This is a genomic window from Photorhabdus hainanensis, from assembly GCF_018448965.1.
In the GTDB taxonomy this organism is placed as follows: Bacteria; Pseudomonadota; Gammaproteobacteria; order Enterobacterales; family Enterobacteriaceae; genus Photorhabdus; species Photorhabdus akhurstii.
Genome location: NZ_RCWD01000002.1, coordinates 138,908 through 161,756, shown reverse-complemented (window position 1 = coordinate 161,756; position 22,849 = coordinate 138,908). Strand labels below are relative to the sequence as shown.

The window sequence follows — 22,849 nt, the reverse complement described above, 5'->3', positions numbered from 1 at the left end:
ATGTAGTCTAGGTTTTAATTTCTTTAATTGAAATATTATTAACCTTAATCCTACAATTTTATATTAAATGTGAAAACAGGATGAATTAAGTCAAAATATTTTTTTGAAAAAAAGTATTTGATTATTAAAGATAAAATAGATGTGACGATAAAAGGCATTAATTTACAAAATAAAATTAGTTTATCTCATCGTATGTATTTAATCATACGAATTGCTGTTCCTAACTGAGTATATTCTTTTCCCAAGTGTTTAAATCCAAGGGCAATATAAAACCCTTCTGCTTGCGGATTAGCCATCACCTGTAATGATGCTTTGCCTTTTATATGAAGATCATTCAATGCGATTTGCACCAATTGCTCGCCAATGCCTTGATACCAAAAGGTCGGTTCAACAAATAATCCATCAAGTTCAGCATTTCCATCAGATTGAGGCAATACAACACTGAACCCTAGAATTACGCTAGCTTGTTCTGCAACATAAACATACCCTGCTTCAATATGCTCTATAGGCAGTTCTATCATGTGGGGATTTGCTAGTAATAATTCTCTATCTTCTTCCCACATAAGAGACGCCCGTAATTGCAGAGCTTCAAGTGCGATCTGTTCGGTGGTATTGGCTAATCTGATGGTTATTTTCATTAATTTACTATCTCTGCGATCTACGCTGTGTATACACTGCATCCAGTGTAAACAGCACCAATGCAGCCCAGATAAAGCCGAAAGTAATCAGACGGTCAGTGCCTATGTGTTCACCATAAACCAAGGTTGCTAGCAAGAACATCAGCGTTGGGCCGACATACTGAAAGAATCCGAGTGTGGAGAGACGCAGGTGGGCAGCGGCTTCCGTGTATAACAGTAATGGCACAGTAGTAATAATGCCTGCGGCAATCAGAAATAAATTGAGAGTTGCTGAGTTATTACTCAAATCGCTAGTTGGGGTGTTGGCAAAACCAAATAGGTAAATGGCGGCAATCGGCAGTAACCACAGTGTTTCAATCGTCATGCCCGTTTGAGCGTCAACATTCATCTTCTTACGCAGCAGGGCATATAGGGCAAAAGTGACGGCCAAACTTAATCCAATGACCGGTATAGAACCAAATTGCCATAACTGGATTAACACGCCGGTGAAGGCCAGAATAACAGCAGCCCATTGCATGCGTCGGAAACGCTCACTGAGAAACAGCATACCGAATAAAACGTTAACCAATGGGCTAATAAAATAACCTAGGCTAGCTTCCAGCATATGACCGTGGTTCACCGCCCAGATGTAGATCAGCCAGTTACAGGCGACGACAGTGGCCGTTACGGCCAGAAATAATACTTTTTTAGGTTGACGGAAAACCTTGGCTACCTGTGACCAGTGACGAGTTAATGTTAGCAATAGCAACATAAAGAAAAATGACCAAATAATACGATGGGTCAGGATTTCGTCAGCAGGTACTTGCTGGATATGTTTAAAATAAACTGGCGCGATTCCCCAGATAAAACAGGCACTGAAAGCGTACAGTACTCCTTTGGTAGTTTGTGGCTTATTCATATCGTCCTGATGCTAATAAAGGTGGAAAGAGTGTCATGGGTTTTTAGCCCGTTAACATGAAAATAATATGTCACCGGGCTGAATATTACGCAAGCGATTAAAATTATATTGTCATCCTACCAGATAGGTCGCCGTTACACTGGCGATATGGGCTCTCTGCTCATTATGTAGTTCTGCTCTGGCGACAGAAACTTTGTTGCCATTACGGATAATGCTACTGGTGGCGGTAAATAGTTCACCGCGGCCAGGCCGTAGGTAATCCACGCGTAAATCAATTGTTCCCATTATTGATAATCGTTTTTCTAATTCTTCTAGTGATGCCGGTACCAGACGGGTCAAGGCGTTACCGATACAGACCAATCCACCACATACATCCAGCACTGAGGCAATGACACCACCATGTAAAATTTTTTGTGCGATATTACCTACTAGTTTACTTTGGTTACGGAATTGTATTTCTACGTAATCTTGTTCAAACCGGATTAGTTCAAGTCCTAATAATTGGTTAAAAGGCATATCGTGAACAAAAGCATGACCAATCACTTGCCGGGCTTCTTCCAGGGTTAGTAGTGTTGTAGACATTTAATTTTATTCCTAAATAAAGATATATGTTACCAATGTGACTTTATATGGTTAATGGCTTGTTAATATTATGCTTTTATTGCTAACCTTGCCAGTTCATAAGGAATGTCTGGTAATAATCTGAATAAACATAATTGAATACAACTATAGGTAAGCTGAAACGGATCTGTGCTTTTTTTTCGTCACGCTTGGTTTTGGGACTCGAATCAGGACAAACACTGTCGGATAAGATACCAACATCCGAGCATATCCCTGGCTCTATGCATCAAGCACATCTAATGCCGTTCGGCGGAAACAGGTACAGGCTTCTTCCCATGAGACCAGACGTTCATCAAACACCATTGGCACGACGAATTGTTGATAGCGCTCTTTATAAACAGGATTATTCACTAACTCTTCCAGCCCCATTTTTAGTTCTTCAATGGGAGATTCGCAGAACTGTGGGTACTGGTTACCGTAACGTTCAATATCCTGCTTAATGCATTCCTGTACAAAGCGCTTTAATACAGGGATATCAGATCCTTTTTCTCTGACAATACAAAAATTGTCGTAGATATGGCGTACCAGTGACTTATCCACTCCACGCTCCAGATGCCGCATACTTGCAGCTGTTCTGCGTATCATAGAAATCAGCTTTTCAGCCTGTGTACTGGCGATGGTGGCACATGGAAAAGCGCCCACCACTTCGCCCTTGTTCGTCAAATCTGTTATCAGTGAACGAATATCACGAGCTTCCGGCGCTTCAAGCAACTCCGTTTCCATCAATTCCAGTTTGATAAATGGTCGTAAGCAGGGAGCTTGTGCGTATACTTGCGGGTAACGCACTGGAATCTCATTGTAACGATATTCATCCCGAGTGACTTTAGGATGCTCTTCATCAAAACGAAAAGTACCCGAAGCCATAATCGTTTCAGTAATTACCTGAATAATATCTTTACGGATATTTTTACGCTGATTCCTGGAGTATTGTTGTGAGAAATCAGCGACAGGAACCAACTTGATATCCACATCTTCTGACATCCTGTTCAAGGATATTCCCGCTTTCGACAGCGCAGTTCCTCCGGAAAAAACCAGTTGATGGGTATAAAAGGTCAAAGGCCCGAGTAGACGCAACAATTCAACGATGTAATGATCTTTCTCTACAATTGCGACAGATTCAATCCCCAACGCATCCGCAACATCAGGGAATAATTTTGTTAAATCATCCATTTAATTTGCTGTTCCCTACTGACAAGATTCTCTTAAAACGCGGTGAAGTTTTGATTTCCAGCGAAGCGGGGATCTGAGTGGATTTACCGTTATTGTAGGCACTGCTGGCCCCTACCAGGCGATAATCCACTTTCAGAAGTTCCAGTGCTTCAATCACCACCGCAGCGGAACCACCGGGTGCCGCAGGCATTAACTTCCCGGTAATCGCGTTTTGCCGCGCTTTGGTATAGATCCCATAACCCACTTTCAGTAATTGCCCTTCTTTCACCAGTTCGCGAAGTGCTCTACCAACCTGATCGTAGCCTGAGAGATCTTTGAAATCGTCACGAGTGAAAACATAACGCTTTGAGCGTTTCAGTCGTGACTGAATACGAGTTTTTGTAGTCATGCCGTCCTCCTTTGGCTATTTTTTCATCATAGCAAGCATACGACATTTTTAACAGCAAACATTTGTCAGCGGTCTGAGGCAGTACTGTAGGTACTGCCTTAATAGAATAGTGAGCATGTTACGGATGAGGCACCGTTTTCCATGCTCATTGATAGCTCTATTTTACGAATGACCAAATTTGGCAATTGGGTTAATCAGATTATCAGCAAACTGTAAACTTTGAGCCGGATCAGCTAAATCAAGCATCTGGCGGTTATTCGCGATTTGCAGGCGGTTTAGACAGCAGCGTTTAATCTCCGGTGTAAACAGATCGTAACGCACAAATTGTTCACGCAATTCGGGATGGTTGTGCTGATAGCTTAAAATACAATCTGCTACGGCTTGCCAGAAAAGATCTTGTGAATAGTCACCCTGTTCATCCAGTATGGCAGCCAGATAGCGGAATATACCATCAAACACATCAGATAAGATGGTCAGTGTTTTCATATCTTCTGGCATGTCCACTTTGACTCGACTCGCTTTTTCCGGTAAATCAGCGTCGGGATTCATGACCAGAATCTCTTCAGCCAAATCTTTCATGAAGATGTGCTGTGGAATATGGTTTTCCAATACCATGATGATGTTTTCGCCATGTGGCATAAACATCAGATCATAAGCGTACAAACAGTGTAACAGTGGCGCAAGATAACTCTCTAAATAGCGGCGCAACCATTCTTGAGTGGACAGGCAGGATGCTGAAATTAACGCAGGCAACAGGGCATTCCCTTGCTGATCACTGTGCAATAACGCAGCCATTGTCATCACTTGTTGCCCAGGTTCAATGAGTTGCAATGGGTTTTCTCGCCACAGTGCCGCCATCATTTTTTTATAAGGCGTATCACTACTGATTGCTTGCTCGTAATAGCTGTTTTTGAATCCAACACTGGCGACTTCTCGTAGAATTTTAAAACGATAATGTTGCAAGATCGGATCTTGTGTTACCAAATCGAATAGCCAGTCATTAATGCCCGGTGTCGTCGCCATGTAATAAGGTGATAAACCGCGCATAAATCCCATGTTCAGGATAGATAACGCCATTTTCACGTAATATCGCTGAGGATGAGTGCGATTGAATAAGGTACGGATTGACTGTTGCGCCTGATAGGTATCAGTACCAATACCAAGATAGACCAATTTCTGATTAGCGATATCAGGCGCAAATATTGATGCCAACTTGTTCTGCCATTGCCAGGGGTGAACTGGCATCAGGAAATAGTCTTCTGGATTAAGGTTAAGCGCGATTAACCGCTGGTTAAATTCAGTGACTGTGGCTGTGCCTAGCTCTTGTTCCAGCAACTGTTGATAGTTGAGTTGCTCTATACAAGCAAAATGAGCTTTGCTCTTATGTGCGGCCAGCCATACTAAATGCATAGCAGAGGCGGCTTCGGGACTAAAGTTCTGAAAATCACCGATATCAAAACCAATCCGGCCATTATTGGCGACGAAAGAGGGGTGTCCTTCCATCATCTCTCCTTCCAACGCCTGAAAATCGGTGTTCACGAGATCCATTGCACTGATACCGATTCTGTTATGCTTAAAAGCGCTGCTATAGAGAGTACTGGTAATTTCTTCCAGATAGGTGGGCATGACAACATCGCTAATGCCAAGTTGTTGTTTGAACTCAATAATGAAGAGTAAGGAATCGAGTTCTGCTATTTCCCCGTTGGCATGTTTCTGTAGCGAATCGGCATCAATCAGCCAGTGATCCAGAGCCATGCGCCGCGCCCGGAAAGTATAGCTCACCAGATGGTCAGCACTATTCAAACGGTAACTATCCAAACGGTAATGGTGATATCCGTCACTGTCTGTTTTTTCAGTTAACTGTTGAGGCGTGAGTAAACATTCATGTGAAAATTCAGAAATCGCTTTACACAAGTGCAGACGATTAACTTTTTTCCAGACGGCGGGTTGCAAATGTGTGGCATTTGTCACCAATGAACCCGGGGGGGTTGATGTTGTCGCTTGGTATTCCCGCTGTAACGCAATCTGGTGCTGTTCTCTGGTACAAAAGGCTAATTTGGCTGTTTTATGAGGTAATCCCAATGTCTTCTGATAAACAAAACCCGCCCGCAGATTAAGCTTGTGAATTTTCTCATTGCGTATATCAGGTTCAACCACAATTCGAGCCACGGCAGGATCGCTGAAAATAAAGGCCATGATGGTTTGGAAAATTCCCCAAGTGAAATGCCTGATTTTTTCTTGCGGCGGGGCAACCAGAATATGCATTCCCATATCATCTGGGCGTGCTGGATAATATTTTCCAATCAGATCATCTTGTGCGCGATAACACTCTAATAGGAAAGCAGGTTGTTCCTGATAGATGCCAATAAATACACTGCCCGGATGGCGGGATTCTAAATCATGATAAAATTCCCATACTTGTTGTTCGGTATTATCTTGCATTCCCCAATAATGAGCGTAATCCCGGTTAACCCAGTCAGTTAATATGGGAATATCCCGTTCTAGATCCAGTGGACGTAATGCAAAACTGCCTATTTCAGGCAAGGATTTTTCAAATAGCGTAGGATTAAAGACGGACATTAGCATGCTCCTTCGGTGTCGACGCTGAACTGCTGGAAAGCAATACTTTTCTCAATCGGGTAATGTTCAATACCGGTAATTTCATAAATCAGGCAGGAGTTGCGATAACAGGCCATTCCCAGATCCGGCGTGACGAAACCGTGGGTATGTAACTCCACATTCTGTATGAAAATGGTGTTGCTCTGATCGATGCTATAATTACGTTGTACAGCATAACGTCCTTTTTCATCCCAATGGATAAGGTGACGTATACCTTCAATAAAAGTTGGAATTTGGTATTGATAGCCGGTTGCCAGAACGACCCCTTCTGTATCGAGAGAAAATGCTTTCTCCTGCTCGTGTTGGAATAATGCCAATGTTAGGTCACGGCCATTGTTAGCATGGCTAACTTGTTGTAATTCACTATTAGTATATAAATTAACGTTTAATTCACCGTTTAATCGTTTGGTATACATTAAATCGAAAATATCGTTGATTAATGAACTGTTGATACCTTTATAAAGCTGTTTGTGGGACAGATTTAATGCATCACGTTTTTCTCCCGGGAGACTATAGAAATAATCTACATATTCTGGCGAGGTCATTTCCAGAGTCAGTTTGGTATATTCCAGCGGGAAAAAACGTGGTGAACGGGTAAGCCAATTAAGCTGATAATTGAATTTATCGATATCGCTGAGTAAATCGTAAAAAATCTCCGCTGCACTTTGCCCACTACCCAGAACGGTAATAGATTGCTTTTGTTGTAAGGCTTCTTTGCTCTTCAAGTAATTACCCGATGTCACCATCTGATCAGAGAAGGGTTGGCAGCACTTTGGAATATAAGGTGAAGGCCCGGTACCCAATACCAATTTTTTACAAATAAATTGGTGTTGTTGTCCAGTTAACGTATCTGAACAATGTAGTGTATATAGCGAAGCGTCTTCATCATAACTGATGCTATCAACGCGTGTGTTAAAGCGTAAATTGGATAACTGTTCTGCCGCCCACTGGCAATATTGGTTATATTCCTTACGCATCAGGAAAAAACTTTCTCGGATATAAAAGGAATATATTCTTCCTTTCTGCTTAATGTAATTAAGGAAGCTAAGTGGGTGCGTGGGTGATGCCAAGGTCACTAGATCTGACATAAATGGGGTTTGCATGGTGGAGTTTTCCATCATCATTCCCGGATGCCAGTCAAAGCCCGGTTTTTGATCGATGAACAGGCTATGAACGTCTTTTAGCGGCTGAGTTAAACAAGCCAGTCCGAGATTAAAAGGGCCTATGCCAATGGCGATAAAATCATAAAGGCGAGTTGTCATAATTTCTCCTGGTGAACAGTATTAATCTTCGTTTAGTTGTTATTATGGGTTGCCAGAAAATCATTTCCGTGCATTACAATGTTGTGCACAATTTCTTGTAAATGTTGCTGGTTTGTTGCCGGGTTAAGGAAAGTAAATTTCAGATATTGTCTGCCATTGACTTTGGTACCCGCAATGACGGTATTGCCTTCACGGAATAGCGCCTTACGAATGGCCGCATTGACGGCATCAATATCTGTAGCGGGTAATTTTTGTTTAGGAATAAAACGGAAAACCAAAGTACTTAACTCTGGATAATGGATAAGTTCAAAATAGGGATTCTGCGCCATTAACCGATAGGCATCCTGAGCGGTATCGACTACTTTATCAAAAGCTTGTCCAAGTCGTTTTGCGCCCATAATTCGTAATGTCAGCCACATTTTCAATGCATCAAAACGACGAGTTGTCTGGATACTTTTATTGACCAGATTGGGTGTGCCTTCTTGTAACGCACTTAGCGGATTCAAATATTCGGCATGATAAGTCAGATGGGATAAGTGTTTCTTATTTTTGACGAAGAAAGCACTGCAACTGACTGGCTGGAAGAATGACTTATGGTAATCCACCGTGACAGAATCCGCTAAATTGATGCCTTCCAGTAGATAAGCGCGACGAGGCGAAACCAGTAAACCGCATCCGTATGCCGCGTCCACATGTAGCCAGATACCATACTGCTTGGCGATAGCAGCGATAGGGTGAAGTGGATCAATACTGCCGAAATCCGTGGTGCCGGTCGTAGCGACAATGGCGAGAGGAATGTTGCCTTGTGCGATACATTGGCTAATGTTTTGTTCCAATGCTTGAGGGTCCATACGGAACTCACTGTCATGAGGAACAGAAACCACGGCGTTGTATCCCAAACCAAGGATAGCGGCAGCCTTTTGTGTACTGAAATGGCTGACTGTCGAGGTAAAAATACGCAGTTTATGGAAATCCGCCGGCAGACCATGTAGCTGATTTTTATGTTCAGGATCGCGCTGATGACAAAAATGGTCCCGTGCTAGTAGCATTGCCATCAGATTTGATTGGGTGCCGCCACTAGTAAAGATACCATCGGCATTTGTACCTAATGCCATTTTATCTCGTGTCCAGTCGAGAACTTTTTGCTCTATTAGTGTCCCGCCAGCGCTTTGATCCCAGGTATCCAATGAGGAATTAATCGCGCCAATAATGGTTTCAGCCAGAACGGCGGGTAATACCAATGGACAATTAAGATGAGCCACATACTTTGGATGATGAAAATAAACAGCATCTTTAATATAAAGTTGCTGCAATTCATCTAAAGCCTGGTTTAAAGAGGTAAGGGGGAGATCTAGATTCACTTTAGAAAATAGTGGAGATAACTCATTGGGCAATATCCCACTGAAAGGCTTATCCACCTGCTGTAATATTCTCTTTATTCTGGTAATGACATTATAAGCGTCATCGAGATAGTCTCCAGCACTATGCATATTTAAGAAATATCTGGAAAAATCTTCGTCCGTCATATGACTATCTTTTGTGAGTGAATGGTCTAATAGCAGAGTGTCTCCGTACATTATATGTCCTTATTATTTCATATATAGGTTATTATTTGGTTATTGCCCAACATAGTTGATTTTATTATGTGTAGTATTTGGTTAGATTAAATAACTGTTGAATAGTAGCGCGATTAAATCATAATAATCTCTTTCTGCCGGAACAGATAAGAATTAAAAATTATAGAATAGAATGTTAGTGTCTGCTTTCTACCTTGGATTCCAAAGGGCAATCATGGCAATTACCGACGCCAGGCAGTTTATTTCTTTGGCAACAAGTGCGACGTTGCATATTGTTATGGCGTAAGATAACAGTACGATAAAGTGGATTATCTCTACCGTCAGGTAGTTGTGGCTCCATGAAAAGACCATTTATAATCTCTTGATATAACTTGCTATTTATTCTTGTGCTGAATTCAGCAAGATACCAATGCATAATATAACCGATATTATTCCATAGGAGCCGTCCATTTATCCCTTGATATGATTCGATCTTTTCACATACAGGAATAATATGTCGATCCAACAGAGAATAATGACGATGGAGTAATGATGAAGGCGCTTCATTCAACCAAGTTAAATTATAGTAAACAATATCTGGCCTGCCACTGTCATGGAATTCAACCCGAAAAAGATTGTAATGGGTATCCACTGCTTGTGGATATTCCAGCAACATTAACATCATTGGGGGAATAACCAAACCAAAATACCATTGCGCCCATAAAGAATACAGCGCTTTTTGGTTAGGTTTTATATTGTTGTCACCGTAATATTCATCCTGATAGCGTTGAATTAATACCGGAAATTTCTTTGTATCTGACCATTGGAGAAAACTCATGCTGGCAGCAGGGATATTATCTGCATTTACTCTCATGGTGGCAGTAAAATGGCTAAACGTTTGTTCAAATAACTGGATAATATCTTCAATTACCACTGTGGTTAAAGGGGTAATTGAATTGTTTGTATTTGACACCACCAACTCCCTGTTTACATGTTCATACTGCCTGATTGTAGTATCTTACATATGACTAATCATTGTAAATATAATTATGATAATAATTATTATTATCATTGTCATTATCAAGTAGTAAATCTTTTTGGCGCCTATATTGCTTGTTAATACAGCAATATAGGCAGCTCATTCCCGGCTCAGACGGGGTTATATTTGGGAATAATCAATGGTTTACCTGATTCTGGATCACAAATAATACGGCAAGGGAGACCAAACACATCGGCGATACTCTGTTCGTTGATAATCTCTTCTGGTACCCCTTCGGCATAAATTTTACCATCCTTCATCATAATTAAATGTGAAGCGTAACGTAGTGCCAGGTTGATATCGTGCAGTACCAGCACCAACGTTTTTCCCTGTAAATGTAGGCGCTGACAGAGATCGAGCATTTCAATCTGATGAGTGATATCCAGATAAGTGGTCGGTTCATCTAACAGTACGATCGGTGTTTGCTGTGCCAATGTCATTGCAAACCAGGCGCGTTGACGCTGGCCGCCGGAAAGTTCACTCACTAACCGATGTGACATATCCTGGAGTTCGACGGCATGTAAAGCTTCATTAACGACTTGTTCATCTTCTGCTGACCACTGTCGTAAAAAAGATTGATGAGCGTAACGCCCACGTGAAACCAAATCGTATACGGTCAACGCTTCGGTGATGACTGCCCCTTGTGTTAGCAGAGATAGCTCACGTGCTACCGCTTTGGGTTTGTAATGTCGAATATTGCGCTCATCGAGCAGAATTTCACCGTGCTGTGGGGTGATACCTCGGCTAATGGCGCGTAGCAGGGTCGATTTTCCACAACCATTTGGGCCAATGATGACGCTGAATTCACCATCACGAATAGCAATATTCAAGCACTCAACAATCGTCTTTTTTCCGTATGCCAGCGAAAGATCTTGGGCAGTCAATCGTGAAGCGCGAGTTGAGGAATTCATCTCAAGTGACATTACTTTGTCCTCCTTAATTCAGCGTACAGCAAATACATCAAATAGACACCGCCTACCCCTGCGGTGATAACGCCTGCTGGCAGACGTGCCGAAGTAGGAAGTAGCAAAGTAATTAAATCGGAAGCGAGTAGTAGTAATGCTCCCACCAATGCGGAGCAGAACAGAGCAGCGCCTTTTGCCCGTACCAGGCGGCGGGCAATTTGCGGCGCGGAAAGTGCGATAAACGCCACTGGCCCGACAACCAGTACCGCCATAGAGGCCAGTAGTACCGCCAGTAATAGACTCATAAGCTGAATTGTACGGACTGGTACTCCGAGCGTATTAGCAACTTCATAGCCGAGATTGACGTAGTTTAATTGCCGTCCTAACCAAAAGAGAAAAGGGGCAAACAGTATCGTTCCATAAATTAACCCAACATCTTGCCAACCTCGGTTGGCGAGGCTGCCGTGCAGCAGTGAAGCGAGTTGCTGTGCTTGCTCAAGACGTACATTCGAAATAGCGAAATTAACAAATGCCATGCAGAGAGCGGCGATAGCAATCCCGGAGATGACAATCTTGGTTGTCTGCATTTGTCCAGAGCGACTAATGTTCCCGGCGTAGACCAATAATACTGCAAAGCTGGCCCCTAGCAGCGCACCTAAAGGAATCGGCAATACTCCCGGCCAGATGATCAATGTGGCGACTATGCCAGCAGCAGCGCCGGCATTAACGCCGATAATATCTGGACTACCGAGTGCGTTGCGGGTTGTCAGTTGGAAAAGTGAACCTGAGAGTGCCAGAGTTGCACCTGCGCCGATAGCCACTAATGCGCGGGGTAAGCGTAGCTGTGTGAGAATAAATTCCTGATAAGGAGTTGAGGTTGCTAGCCACGGGGTATCGATACCTTGCTTACCCAATGCCAGAGAGAGATAAAACAGCGCTGCAAGCAGTAACAATATCAATAAGATGGCTCTTTGAGTCCGTTGTGGAGGTACAAGAAAAACAGCGGTTCCCAACATAAAGGTTCGAGTTTTTGCCGGTCTAGATAGGTTAATCTGCGACATAATTAACTCCACGATGGGTTTTAATCACCAGATAGAGCAACGGCCCACCGATTCCCGCAGTGATAATTCCCACCATGATCTCCCCGGGGGCTATTACCAACCGTGCCAATATATCGGAAGTGAGCAAGAGGCAAGGCCCAGCGAACAAGCAATAGGGCAGTAGCCAGCGGAAATCGCTGCCAACTAAAGCCCGCATCAAGTGAGGCGCAGCCAAGCCGATAAAGGCAATAGGTCCCGCCATCGCGGTAGCCACCGCCGCCAGCATGGTGGCAGAAATAAGTGACAATACGCGGGTGCGGGCAACATTAGCGCCAAGCGAACTGGCGATACCTTCACCAAACACCATTACATTCAGGGAAGAGCTGAGTGAAAGGGTCAATATCAAGGCAAATAACAGATAAGGTATCAGTGAACTTGCTTCTGCCAGAGACATTGCACTGAGCGATCCAATGGTCCAGAAGCGATAGTTATCCAATACATGGGCATTCATTAATACAACGCCTTGCACAAAAGCAAATAAGCAGGCGTTAATGGCGGCGCCGGTTAATACCATGCGTGCCGGATTGCTATTACGTTGTCCGCCGCTGAGCAGGTAGAACAGCAATGTAGCCAGACTTGCGCCAATAAATGCTGTCCAGAAGCGCGGAAGTTCATCCAGCATGGGGATGAAAGAGAAACTGACAACCACCGTAGCCGCTCCGGCGTTAACACCGAGTAAGCCCGGTTCGGCTAACGGATTACGCAGCAATCCTTGCGTTACGGCCCCGGAAAGCGCCAGTGCGGCGCCAGCCATAATGCCGATTAACGTGCGGGGTTTGCGGGCATTGATGACCAGATCGCTATAGCTGCCGCTGTCGCCTAACCAATAGTGATGCCATATGGTTGAGAGTGGCAATGTTTTGGCGCCCAGACTCAGACTGGCGACAATACAAATCAAGGTCAGTAGTATCATGAGACCTAAGCCAAGCAGCAGTAGGAATCGGCGTTTAGGATTTGTCATGATGATTTAATTGCCTCTGCCAGAATCGGCATAAATTGTGATAAACCCCAGCGCAAACTAAGCGGTGTACCGTAAGACATAGCAACAACCAGTGATTGGTCGGTTAGCGGAATATAACCTCCCTGATGTACAGCTCGGATGGACTGAAATAACGGCTGTGCTTCCACTGCTTTACGTTCTTGTTCATTATTGAACCAAGTTACTAAGATATCAGCGCCATTAAGATAATCCGCATTTTCCAGTCCTATATTGGCGGCGAAACTGCCGAAGGGATCGGCCAGTGTGCTAACCGATGGTAGTAGCGTTAAACCAAGATGGACTAAGGTATCGACGCGTGGATCGCCTTTGACATATACCGATAGCATATTACTGCTGATACCCGCTTTGATGTAGGCGAAAGTATAGCGGTTGATATGTGGGATGGTATCGCTTGCCTCACGTAATGTGGCATTCAGCTCGGTGGTGAGTTTTTCTCCCTGCGACTGCTTATCTAGCGCACGAGCAATTAATTCAATTTGTTGTTGTGGTGTCGTAAGCCAGGGATGAGAAGGATAAGCGATCACTGGGGCGAAATGTGATAAATGGTTATAAACCTCTTGGGTGATGCCTGATTGGGTTGCCACAATCAGATCAGGCTTAAGGTTAATGACCTTCTCAATGTCCAACTCAGGATACATGTCTATTACGGTGGGTAAAGTTCCGCCCCGCTGTTGCACCGCTTGTTTAAACCACGGCAGATAGCCTTGTTCATCTCCGCCCCAACGATGGGATTCAATACCGATCGGCACGATACCGAGATCCAGTACGATATCTTCCGCTCCCGCGCCGAGGGCGACAACCCGCTGAGGTTGATGTGTAATCACCGCCGTACCCAATGCGGTAGTAATTTGTTTGGGATAGCCGGGCTTATCTGACGGTGCATTGTTTGTGCTGGCTGACTTATCACAGCCAGCCAACAGACTGATCAATAGCATCAGCGGTACGGCAAACCCTTTGCAACGCTTCAATTTCATTGTTTGCCTTCCTTCAAATAAATAGAAACATAAGGTTCGCCGTCCGCAGTGTCATTATGACTTTAAACTCAGAACTTATAACGCAAGATCGCTTCAATGTTGCGAGGTGCGCCATAGTAATACTGAGAATATTGGCCGAACTGAGTATAGTAGGTCTTATCAAAGACGTTATTCAGGTTAACCGTCAAAGAGAGATCCGGTGTGAATTGATAACGGCTCATCAGGTTAATCACCGCGAAACTGTTTTGTTCCGCTTGCATGGATGTCTTCCCAGGCCCATCAACTGTTAACCAAGTTTTATCCTGCCAGTTAACACCGCCACCAATGGTCAGATTGCTCATCGCGCCTGGCAGGGTGTAAGTGGTAAACAGTTTAAACAATCTGTTTGGCGTATTGGAATTGATTCGTACACCATTAGGATCTGTTGCCCGGAATTGCGTGTAACCAGTATATAGGCGCCAGTTATCCGTCAGTTGACCACTAATTTCTGCTTCGAACCCGCGGGTTTTGGTGCCATCCACTGTATAACGAGGAATTGAGAGATCCGGTAGTCTCGGAGCATTGTTATCTACTAATGGCAGGTTATCTTGACGGATTTCAAAGACTGCCAGTGAGTAATCAAGACTGTTATCGAAGACGACACCTTTTAGACCCACTTCATAGTTTTGTCCGGACACTGGGGCAAGCAATTTATTATTGCGGTCACGGTGGCTTTCCGGGTTGAATATTTCGGTGTAACTGGTGTAAACCGACAAGTCTTGAGTGATGTTGTAGATCAACCCACCGTAAGGAACAAATTCGTCACTATAGCTGGCATTCTGTGGGGTATTGAAATTATCACCGCGTGTTTGCCAACTGGTTACCCGACCGCCGAGGATCAAGGTCAATGGATCTGCCAGAGAAATCTGAGTGACTGCATAACCTGCGGTCTGTTCATTACGGCCTTTCGAGCCATAAGTTCGCGTATTACTCCACTCTGGTTCAGGATATTGCCAGCCAGGAGAGGTGAAGTCACCTATTCCTGGACAGCTATTTGGACGTGTAAGCATACAGGTTGCGTTGAAGTAATCGTTTTGGAAATCCTGTTGCTGATGGTTTAAGCCGAAGCTGACATGATGGGTACGGTTAAATAACCGGTAGTCACCATTCACCTGTAGATCGTAGTTCTGCTGACGGCGACTGCCATCAATAAGTGTCATGTTACCTGGCACCATACCAATATTGGTGCTACGGTCAGGAAAACTTGTCGCCCACAGCACTTTTTGGTCCAAAGCGTTATTATCGTAAGTAAAGGTGCCCGTTATACTCCAGCCATTGTCAAAGTTATGTTGCAGGCTGGTGAAAGTAGAGAAGGTCCGAACTTTTGAAAAAGCCCAATCAGGCGCATAGCTATCGCTGCGTTTATAGTCTGTTTTGCTGCCGTTTGCAAAGTAGATCGGCAAACCACCGAACATACCGCCACGGGTGTGATTACGTTGATAATCCACGCCTATAGTCAGCAAGGTATTTTCTGTCAAATCCGCTTCAAGAATGCCATAGAACGGGTATCTTTCGTTGTTATTGCGATCAATAAAGGAGTTGGCCGCTTGATAGGCTGTAACGAAACGCCCGCGTAGGTTGCCACTGTCATTTAACGGACCGGAGAGATCAAGGCCAGTGCGCCATTTATCCCAAGAACCCGCTCCGGCAGAGAATTCACCACGGAAATCGCGGGTCGGACGTTTACGAATCAGGTTAACGGCTGCCGAAGGATTGCCTGGGCCGACCATCAAACCGGCTGCTCCACGTACCACTTCGATACGATCAAACAGGTCAGCATCTAAAAGATTGTCACCATAGTTAAAGCGGGTATCGTAGTAGGTCGCAACTCCATCACGCAGGATGTTATTGATGCTCATGCCACGAGAAGTAAACCCGAAACGATCGCTATCAAACTGGCGTACACTCATACCGGTTGTGCTATCGATGACGCTATTAACACTGTCCAGATTTTCGTCAAGCATACGTTGTTTGGTCACGACACTGACGGTCTGTGGCGTTTCACGCGCTGAAAGATTCAGTCCGGTGGCGGTGACCATCGAAGTGGTATTGTACATCCCGGTGTCTTCGGTCACGCCTTCATGTTCTGCTCGTGAAGCAGTGACGAGTATCTTGTCATTTTGGGCAGTGGTTTTATCGCTTGTATTTTGCGCACTTTCCGTGATGGCATAACTATTTCCCATCAGTACTAACTGTATAGTCATTGCAAGAGCTGTTTTTTTAATCATAAAATCCTTTTGCAAAAACGGATACATCACTTTCTTACTATTCATTACATCCCCAAATTAAGTCTTTTGGTATTTATCTATGTTGATATTTTTATTTATTGCTGTTCGGTCTGATGAAGAGTAACCGAGTATTCATGGCGTAAAGCGTATAGCGGGTTAACTAAAGTTCCGGCAAATTTGAGATTCTTTTCACGATCGTCGAGATCGATCATCTGTTGATTATTCGCCATTTGCAGACGATTCAGACAGGTACGAACAAATTCCCGCTTAAACAGATCGAACTTACGGAATTTCTCAATCTGATGTAGATGTTGTGATTGATAATTATGGACACAGCGTGCAACCAGTGACCAGAAATGCTCTTCTGGTAGATTGAGATCTTTTTGCAACAGTGGAATCAGATAGCGGAAGAAACAATCGAAAATATCAAGGAAGATATAGTTAATCTTCATGTCGTCTTCGATAGTGACATGTAGGAAATTAATCTCTTTAGGCAGTTGAAGATCGCCATTCAAAATAGCAATTTCTTCACCAATATCTTTCATCAACATTTTTGTCGGGCTGTTATTATCCAATACCAACATTAGGTTTTCGCCATGTGGCATAAACACCAGATCATAGGTGAAGAAAGAGCGCAATAATGGAGAAAGGTAAGCATCGAGATAACGTGACACCCACTCTTCTGCTTTTAAACCTGAATCCTTTACTAAAGCGGCAATGACGGAATTACCTTGATGATCAACATGCAGCAATGAAGCCATTGTCATCAAGCGTTGGTTATCTTTCAACAGCGTCATTGGGCTTTCGCGCCACAGCGCTGACAACATTTTCTTATGTGGACTGTCTTTTTTAATAGCTGATTCAAAGTAGTTATTGAAATAACCGAGAGCAGCACGTTCCCGTAATACGGTAAAACCTTTCTGTTGGAAGAAACTGTCATTATGGACTAAGTTACTGAGCCATTCGTTGACTGATGGGGTTGTGACCATGCTGTGTGGATCGAGCCCGCGCATAAAGCCCATGTTCAACACCGAGAGGGCGGTCTTAACGTAGTTCTTCTTCGGTTGAGTAATATTGAAGAAAGTACGGATAGATTGCTGTGCGAGGTAGCGATCATGACCTTCGCCAAGATAAACAATATTATTATTGGCAATATCTGCCGCAAAGCTGATGGCAATACGGTGCTGCCACTGCCAGGGATGGAGAGGCATCAGATAATAATCTGATGGACATAATCCCAACGTATTAAGATGACGTTCAAATTGCGCCGGCAGGTATTTCCCTAGCTCTTCTTCTATTAATTGTTGGTATGAGAGATCGGATAGCGCGGAGAAAGTGGCTTTATTCTTATGAACCGCGATCCAGATTAAAGTCACCGGGCTGGCGCTTTCAGGCGCATAGCGCTGATAATCATCGGCATCGAAACCAATGCGGCCATTATTCGCAATAAAGACCGGATGGCCTTCACTCATTGCCGTTTCAACAACTTGATAATCAGCATGAGCTAAATCTTGGGCTGTCAGTCGGTTGTACTGATATTTAAAAGCGTGACCGTAGAGGGTGCTAGATATCTCATCGAGATAAATCGGCAGCATTTTTTCCGGGATTTCCAATAGCGAATACAACTCAATAATCAGTTGAATGGCATCAAGCGGCTGAGATTGTTTCTCCTTGAATTTGGTTACGGATGCGGCATCAATATCAATATGATCGAGCTGATAAGCCTCCGCTTGAAAATGGTATTGGTAGTCACCTATTGCCAGAGAATACTGTTGCTGTCCATGATAGGTAGGATTAATCAATTTTTCGTGATACAGCTCACGTAATATTTTTGTCACCAGGTGGCGATTGGCATGGAGCCAGTTCTCTGCGTTGAGGTGCAGAGTGTGATTATCAGAGTTAATATGTAGTGAACTCATGGTGATAACAATCCCTATTCATAATCAAAAATCCTATCCAACATAGTCGCTATACACTGGAAACAAATCGGTACGCTTAATTCTGAAACTTTCGAATATAAGCATTCTTTTTCCTGGTATTCATTCCGATTCTCTTAGACAGGTGACTTTTGGGGTATTCAATTTTGATAACATTAATACAAATTATTATCATTAACAACTGTGTAAGTGTAAGGATTTACTCTATTTTTGTCTAAATAGCAGTCAAAAATGCGGCGTTATGGCGCTGCATTGGGATGAGTAAGATGAATTGGGGGAGAATTTTTGATCGGCTGTAACCTTTAATTAAACCTGCTTTTATACCGAGATGATGTTCAATGACATGCTGTAATTATTTCGAGAGTGAGATAGCATAATGCCCAGACGTTTTGAAAAGCGTCTGTGATTTTTTAATATGGTTGAGGAAAAGCGTGTCTACCGCAGAGGTCATTAATACGATATCACTGACAGAGCAGGTATTGCGGAAAACCTTTGGTTATTTGCAATTCCGGCCTGGCCAGCAACAAGTTATCAATACCATTCTTGAAGGGCGTGACTGTTTGGTCATTATGCCGACTGGTGGCGGTAAATCATTGTGTTACCAAATTCCGGCGCTGGTACAGGAAGGGGTAACTTTGGTTGTTTCGCCGTTGATCTCTTTAATGAAAGATCAGGTGGATCAACTGCGGGCAAATGGCGTTGCGGCGGATTGCTTGAATTCAACTCAGGCCCGTGAACAGCAAATTGATGTAATCCGGCGTTGCCGTCAGGGAATGGTTAAATTGCTGTATATCGCCCCTGAGCGCTTGATGATGGATAACTTCCTTGAACAACTTCTGGAATGGCAACCCGCAATGCTGGCTGTGGATGAAGCTCACTGTATTTCACAGTGGGGCCATGATTTCCGGCCGGAATATCGGGCGTTGGGACAGCTAAGGCAACGCTTTCCGACATTACCTGTCATTGCGTTGACGGCGACCGCAGATGAAACTACCCGCAATGATATTGTCCGACTACTGAATCTTAATAATCCACTTATCCATATCAGCAGTTTTGACCGTCCCAATATCCGTTATACCTTGATAGAAAAATACAAACCATTAGATCAACTGTGGCTATTTATTCGCGGTCAAAAAGGTAAAAGCGGCATTGTTTACTGCAACAGCCGTAACAAAGTTGAAGAGATATCAGAGCGTTTACAAAAACGTGGTTTAAGTGTTGCGCCATACCATGCCGGGTTGGACAACAGCCAGCGTGCGCGGGTGCAGGATGCATTTCAACGTGATGATTTGCAGGTAGTGGTGGCAACCGTGGCATTTGGTATGGGAATTAATAAACCTAATGTTCGGTTTGTGGTGCATTTCAATATTCCACGTAATATCGAATCCTATTATCAGGAAACGGGACGTGCTGGACGTGATGGTTTGCCGGCGGAAGCGGTGCTGTTTTATGATCCCGCGGATATGGTATGGCTTCGCCGTTGTCTGGAAGAGAAAGAGGCGGGTACACAGCAGGATATTGAGCGGCATAAGCTCAATGCGATGGGGGCTTTTGCCGAAGCGCAAACTTGCCGCCGTTTGGTGTTATTGAACTACTTTGGTGAAAGTAAGCAAACCCCTTGTGGTAACTGTGACATCTGCCTTGATCCGCCGAAAAATTATGATGGTTTAGTGGATGCCCAAAAAGCGCTTTCTTGTATTTACCGGGTTGGACAGCGCTTTGGTATCGTCTATATTGTTGAAGTACTTAGAGGCGCGAATAATCAGCGTATCCGTGATATGCGACATGATAATTTACCGGTTTATGGTATCGGTAAAGAGCAGAGTCAGGAACACTGGATTAGTGTATTGCGGCAGCTTATTCATTTAGGCTTTATCAGTCAAAACATCGCCAACTATTCTGCATTACAATTAACGGAAGCTGCGCGTCCGATATTGCGTGGTGAAGTTTCACTAAAACTGGCTGTTCCACGAATACAGAATCTGAAAGGGCGTAATCAGCAAAGTAAATCATATAGTGGTAATTATGATCGCAAACTATTTGCCAAGTTACGTAGATTACGGAAATCTATTGCTGACGAAGAAAATATCCCGCCTTTTGTTGTGTTTAATGATGTCACGTTGATTGAAATGGCAGAACAATGCCCGGTTACGGCTGATGAAATGTTATTAATCAACGGCGTGGGGCAACGTAAATTGGAGCGTTTTGGTAACGTCTTTATGGCCTTAATTTGTGAACATCTAGAGGAGCTTGAATAGTCTGAGGATAATTGATGACGCCAGAAATGTTAAAAGAAAGCTGGCTCAATCGTGAGGCACAGTTCTCTGCTTTTGCCAACGGGCCGTTATTAGACTTTTGGCAGGTCAGGGAAGAGTGTGAGTTTATCGGTATAGATAATATACTGATACGTTATGTCCGTTTTTGTGCAACAATAAAAAATTATAGATCGGTTGTTATCTTTCCAGGTCGTAGTGAAAGTTATATCAAATACTCGGAAGTGGCATTTGATTTTTATCACCTTGGCTATGACGTATTTATTATTGATCATCGTGGACAGGGGCGATCCAGCAGGATGCTTGCAGATCCACAAAAAGGGCATGTAGAAAAATTTGATGACTATATTAATGACGTTGAAATATTTATCGAAAAAGAAATTCTTCCTCGTCATTATTCTCACTGTTATGCGTTAGCCCATTCAATGGGAGCGGCAATATTAGGGGGATTTTTATTACGTCACAGCCAGATATTTGATGCAGCAGCCCTTTGTGCTCCTATGTTTGGTATTAACTTTCCCATGCCACGTTGGTTGGCGACTTTCCTGGTTAACCGGGCTGAAAAGCGGCCGGATATGCGTAACCATTATGCAGTGCTAACTGGGAAATGGCGTCCGTTGCCTTATTCGATAAACCTTCTGACACACAGTTACGAACGTTATAGCCGTTACCTCCGTTATTACGTGGATTATCCGGAATTACGTATAGGTGGTCCGACATATCACTGGATACGGGAAAGTATTTGGATTGGCGACATGCTGATAGAAAAAGCCGGAGAAATTGAGACACCATTGATAATTTTAAAAGCCAGTGAAGATAAGGTCGTTAACAATTGGAAATTACGGGCTTTTTGTGAATCACATAACAAAGTGAAGGATTTCATCGAAGGACAGTCACCTTTGATTATTCAAGGGCCGCGTCATGAGATCCTGTTTGAAAAAGATAAATTACGTAGCCAGGCACTTAATGCCATTTGTGATTTTTTTGACCGGAATTGATTCAATTATAGGAACTATAACTATGTATCATATTGTTGCTTCAGATTTAGATGGCACTTTGCTGTCCCCTGATCACAAATTAACTTCTTACACCAAGGAAACCCTTAATTTACTGACCAATAAAGGCATTCATTTTATTTTTGCCACTGGTCGTCATCATGTAGACGTTGCGCAAATCCGAGATGTTCTTGGTATTGATGCCTATATGATCACTTCCAATGGCGCTCGGGTACACAACGCTGTGGGTGAACTGGTTTTCAGTCACAATGTTGATCCTGAGATTGTGCATGAATTGTGTCTAATGGAGTTTGATAACGCTGATATTCTGACGAATTATTACTGCCATGATCACTGGTATATGAATCGTGAATGCCCTGAGCAGAAAGAGTTTTTTCAGGAATCCGTGTTTCATTATCAACTTTTTGAGCGTGACAACTTCAAAACCGATGATGTATGCAAAGTTTATTTTACCTGCGAAGATCATGATCTATTGGTTGTGTTGGAAGAGAAAATCAAAATGCGTTGGGGCGATAGAGTCAATGTGAGTTTCTCGTTGCGCAATTGCCTGGAAGTGATGGCGGGTGGGGTGTCGAAAGGTCATGCACTTGAGCGGGTAGCCCAATCTATAGGCTATAAATTGAGTGATTGTATTGCTTTTGGTGATGGCATGAATGACTTTGAAATGCTGACGGTAGCAGGTAAGGGCTGCATTATGCAGGATGCTCACCAGCGTTTGAAAGATATCTTGCCAGATATGGAAGTGATTGGCTCAAACGCTGATGATGCGGTTTCCCATTATTTGTGCAAAATGTATCAGGTTTAATTTATTATTCACCGTAATTGCAGCGCTATTGGCGCTGTTTTTTCATTTGTTTTCTTCTTCATCAGGGGGACCTAAGCGATCCAATTCTGCCAGAATCAATGAAATTTGAGCGTCTAAATCGGCGGGTCTTTTATCTTTACTCCACCAAATAAGCGGTTCACGACGTTTATAATCCACCTTACTGACTGCTTCTTTGCCGTTTAATAAGAATTTCACCATAAAGGCGACCGCCAGAGCTTTATCATTGCCACTACTTAAAAAAGCAAAAGAATAACTGCTGACGTTAGGGATAAAACCACGCCCGATAAGTTGATTGTTCTCGTCCAGGCCGTAGACTTTGAGGAAAAGAATGTTAGTTTTTTCTGCCATGCCTACTTGTGG

At 43.5% G+C, this 22,849-nt stretch carries 19 protein-coding genes; 3 read left to right on the top strand and 16 right to left on the bottom strand.

The genetic code is table 11. The annotated features are described in order from the left end of the window. Positions 1–185 precede the first annotated feature (185 nt). The 15 genes from EAE92_RS02320 to EAE92_RS02250 all read right to left on the bottom strand — a co-directional run bounded on the left by EAE92_RS02320 (position 186) and on the right by EAE92_RS02250 (position 18,356). Positions 186–638 (bottom strand): GNAT family N-acetyltransferase, encoded by a 453-nt coding sequence (locus EAE92_RS02320; protein ID WP_181150144.1) that lies wholly within the window; start codon positions 636–638, stop codon positions 186–188. Positions 639–645: 7 nt separating this feature from the next. Then, the gene (gene rarD / locus EAE92_RS02315) at positions 646–1,536 is read right to left on the bottom strand and encodes an EamA family transporter RarD (RefSeq protein ID WP_105394938.1); all 891 of its coding nucleotides are present in this window, start codon (positions 1,534–1,536) and stop codon (positions 646–648) included. Positions 1,537–1,647: 111 nt separating this feature from the next. Further along, positions 1,648–2,118, bottom strand: coding sequence for a thioesterase family protein (locus tag EAE92_RS02310; protein ID WP_036782681.1), 471 nt, complete (start codon positions 2,116–2,118; stop codon positions 1,648–1,650). A gap of 258 nt (positions 2,119–2,376) precedes the next feature. After that, entirely contained in the window at positions 2,377–3,327 is a 951-nt protein-coding gene (locus EAE92_RS02305; RefSeq protein ID WP_214066903.1) for a nucleotidyl transferase AbiEii/AbiGii toxin family protein, read from the bottom strand. Beyond that, positions 3,320–3,715, bottom strand: coding sequence for a DUF6088 family protein (locus EAE92_RS02300; RefSeq protein WP_036809950.1), 396 nt, complete (start codon positions 3,713–3,715; stop codon positions 3,320–3,322). Before EAE92_RS02300 ends, EAE92_RS02305 begins: the two co-directional genes overlap by 8 nt. Before the next feature lie 162 nt (positions 3,716–3,877). Continuing rightward, positions 3,878–6,295: a GNAT family N-acetyltransferase gene (locus EAE92_RS02295; RefSeq protein WP_214066902.1), complete on the bottom strand. Its 2,418-nt coding sequence runs from the start codon at positions 6,293–6,295 to the stop codon at positions 3,878–3,880. Next, entirely contained in the window at positions 6,295–7,596 is a 1,302-nt protein-coding gene (locus tag EAE92_RS02290; protein WP_214066901.1) for a lysine N(6)-hydroxylase/L-ornithine N(5)-oxygenase family protein, read from the bottom strand. Before EAE92_RS02290 ends, EAE92_RS02295 begins: the two co-directional genes overlap by 1 nt. A 32-nt stretch (positions 7,597–7,628) precedes the next feature. Next, complete coding sequence (locus EAE92_RS02285; protein WP_214066900.1) at positions 7,629–9,173, bottom strand: pyridoxal phosphate-dependent decarboxylase family protein; 1,545 nt, start codon at positions 9,171–9,173, stop codon at positions 7,629–7,631. A gap of 175 nt (positions 9,174–9,348) precedes the next feature. After that, entirely contained in the window at positions 9,349–10,125 is a 777-nt protein-coding gene (gene fhuF / locus EAE92_RS02280; RefSeq protein WP_214066899.1) for a siderophore-iron reductase FhuF, read from the bottom strand. A 176-nt stretch (positions 10,126–10,301) separates the two neighbouring features. Continuing rightward, positions 10,302–11,114 (bottom strand): ABC transporter ATP-binding protein, encoded by an 813-nt coding sequence (locus EAE92_RS02275; RefSeq protein WP_214066898.1) that lies wholly within the window; start codon positions 11,112–11,114, stop codon positions 10,302–10,304. Continuing rightward, positions 11,114–12,157, bottom strand: coding sequence for a FecCD family ABC transporter permease (locus tag EAE92_RS02270; protein ID WP_214066897.1), 1,044 nt, complete (start codon positions 12,155–12,157; stop codon positions 11,114–11,116). Before EAE92_RS02270 ends, EAE92_RS02275 begins: the two co-directional genes overlap by 1 nt. Continuing rightward, entirely contained in the window at positions 12,144–13,157 is a 1,014-nt protein-coding gene (locus EAE92_RS02265; protein WP_214066896.1) for a FecCD family ABC transporter permease, read from the bottom strand. Before EAE92_RS02265 ends, EAE92_RS02270 begins: the two co-directional genes overlap by 14 nt. Then, positions 13,154–14,170, bottom strand: coding sequence for an iron-siderophore ABC transporter substrate-binding protein (locus tag EAE92_RS02260; RefSeq protein WP_214066895.1), 1,017 nt, complete (start codon positions 14,168–14,170; stop codon positions 13,154–13,156). Before EAE92_RS02260 ends, EAE92_RS02265 begins: the two co-directional genes overlap by 4 nt. Positions 14,171–14,238: 68 nt before the next feature. Further along, the gene (locus EAE92_RS02255) at positions 14,239–16,482 is read right to left on the bottom strand and encodes a TonB-dependent siderophore receptor (protein WP_422616045.1); all 2,244 of its coding nucleotides are present in this window, start codon (positions 16,480–16,482) and stop codon (positions 14,239–14,241) included. A 50-nt stretch (positions 16,483–16,532) separates the two neighbouring features. Continuing rightward, positions 16,533–18,356 carry an IucA/IucC family protein gene (locus EAE92_RS02250; RefSeq protein ID WP_214066894.1) on the bottom strand — a complete coding sequence of 608 codons (1,824 nt, stop codon included), beginning with the start codon at positions 18,354–18,356 and terminating at the stop codon, positions 16,533–16,535. 449 nt (positions 18,357–18,805) lie between these two features. Between EAE92_RS02250 and recQ the strand changes: the two genes are divergently transcribed. From recQ to yigL, 3 genes are read left to right on the top strand one after another with little or no spacing between them, the layout of a single operon-like run. Next, positions 18,806–20,632 carry an ATP-dependent DNA helicase RecQ gene (recQ, locus tag EAE92_RS02245; RefSeq protein WP_036809981.1) on the top strand — a complete coding sequence of 609 codons (1,827 nt, stop codon included), beginning with the start codon at positions 18,806–18,808 and terminating at the stop codon, positions 20,630–20,632. Between the two features lie 14 nt (positions 20,633–20,646). Then, positions 20,647–21,645, top strand: coding sequence for a lysophospholipase L2 (pldB, locus tag EAE92_RS02240; protein ID WP_214066893.1), 999 nt, complete (start codon positions 20,647–20,649; stop codon positions 21,643–21,645). A gap of 22 nt (positions 21,646–21,667) precedes the next feature. Beyond that, positions 21,668–22,468, top strand: a complete 801-nt coding sequence (yigL, locus tag EAE92_RS02235; protein ID WP_214066892.1) for a sugar/pyridoxal phosphate phosphatase YigL — start codon at positions 21,668–21,670, stop codon at positions 22,466–22,468. 42 nt (positions 22,469–22,510) lie between these two features. Here yigL and EAE92_RS02230 read toward each other — a convergent pair whose 3' ends face one another. Then, the gene (locus tag EAE92_RS02230; protein ID WP_214066891.1) at positions 22,511–22,837 is read right to left on the bottom strand and encodes a hypothetical protein; all 327 of its coding nucleotides are present in this window, start codon (positions 22,835–22,837) and stop codon (positions 22,511–22,513) included. Between the last annotated feature and the right edge of the window lie 12 nt (positions 22,838–22,849).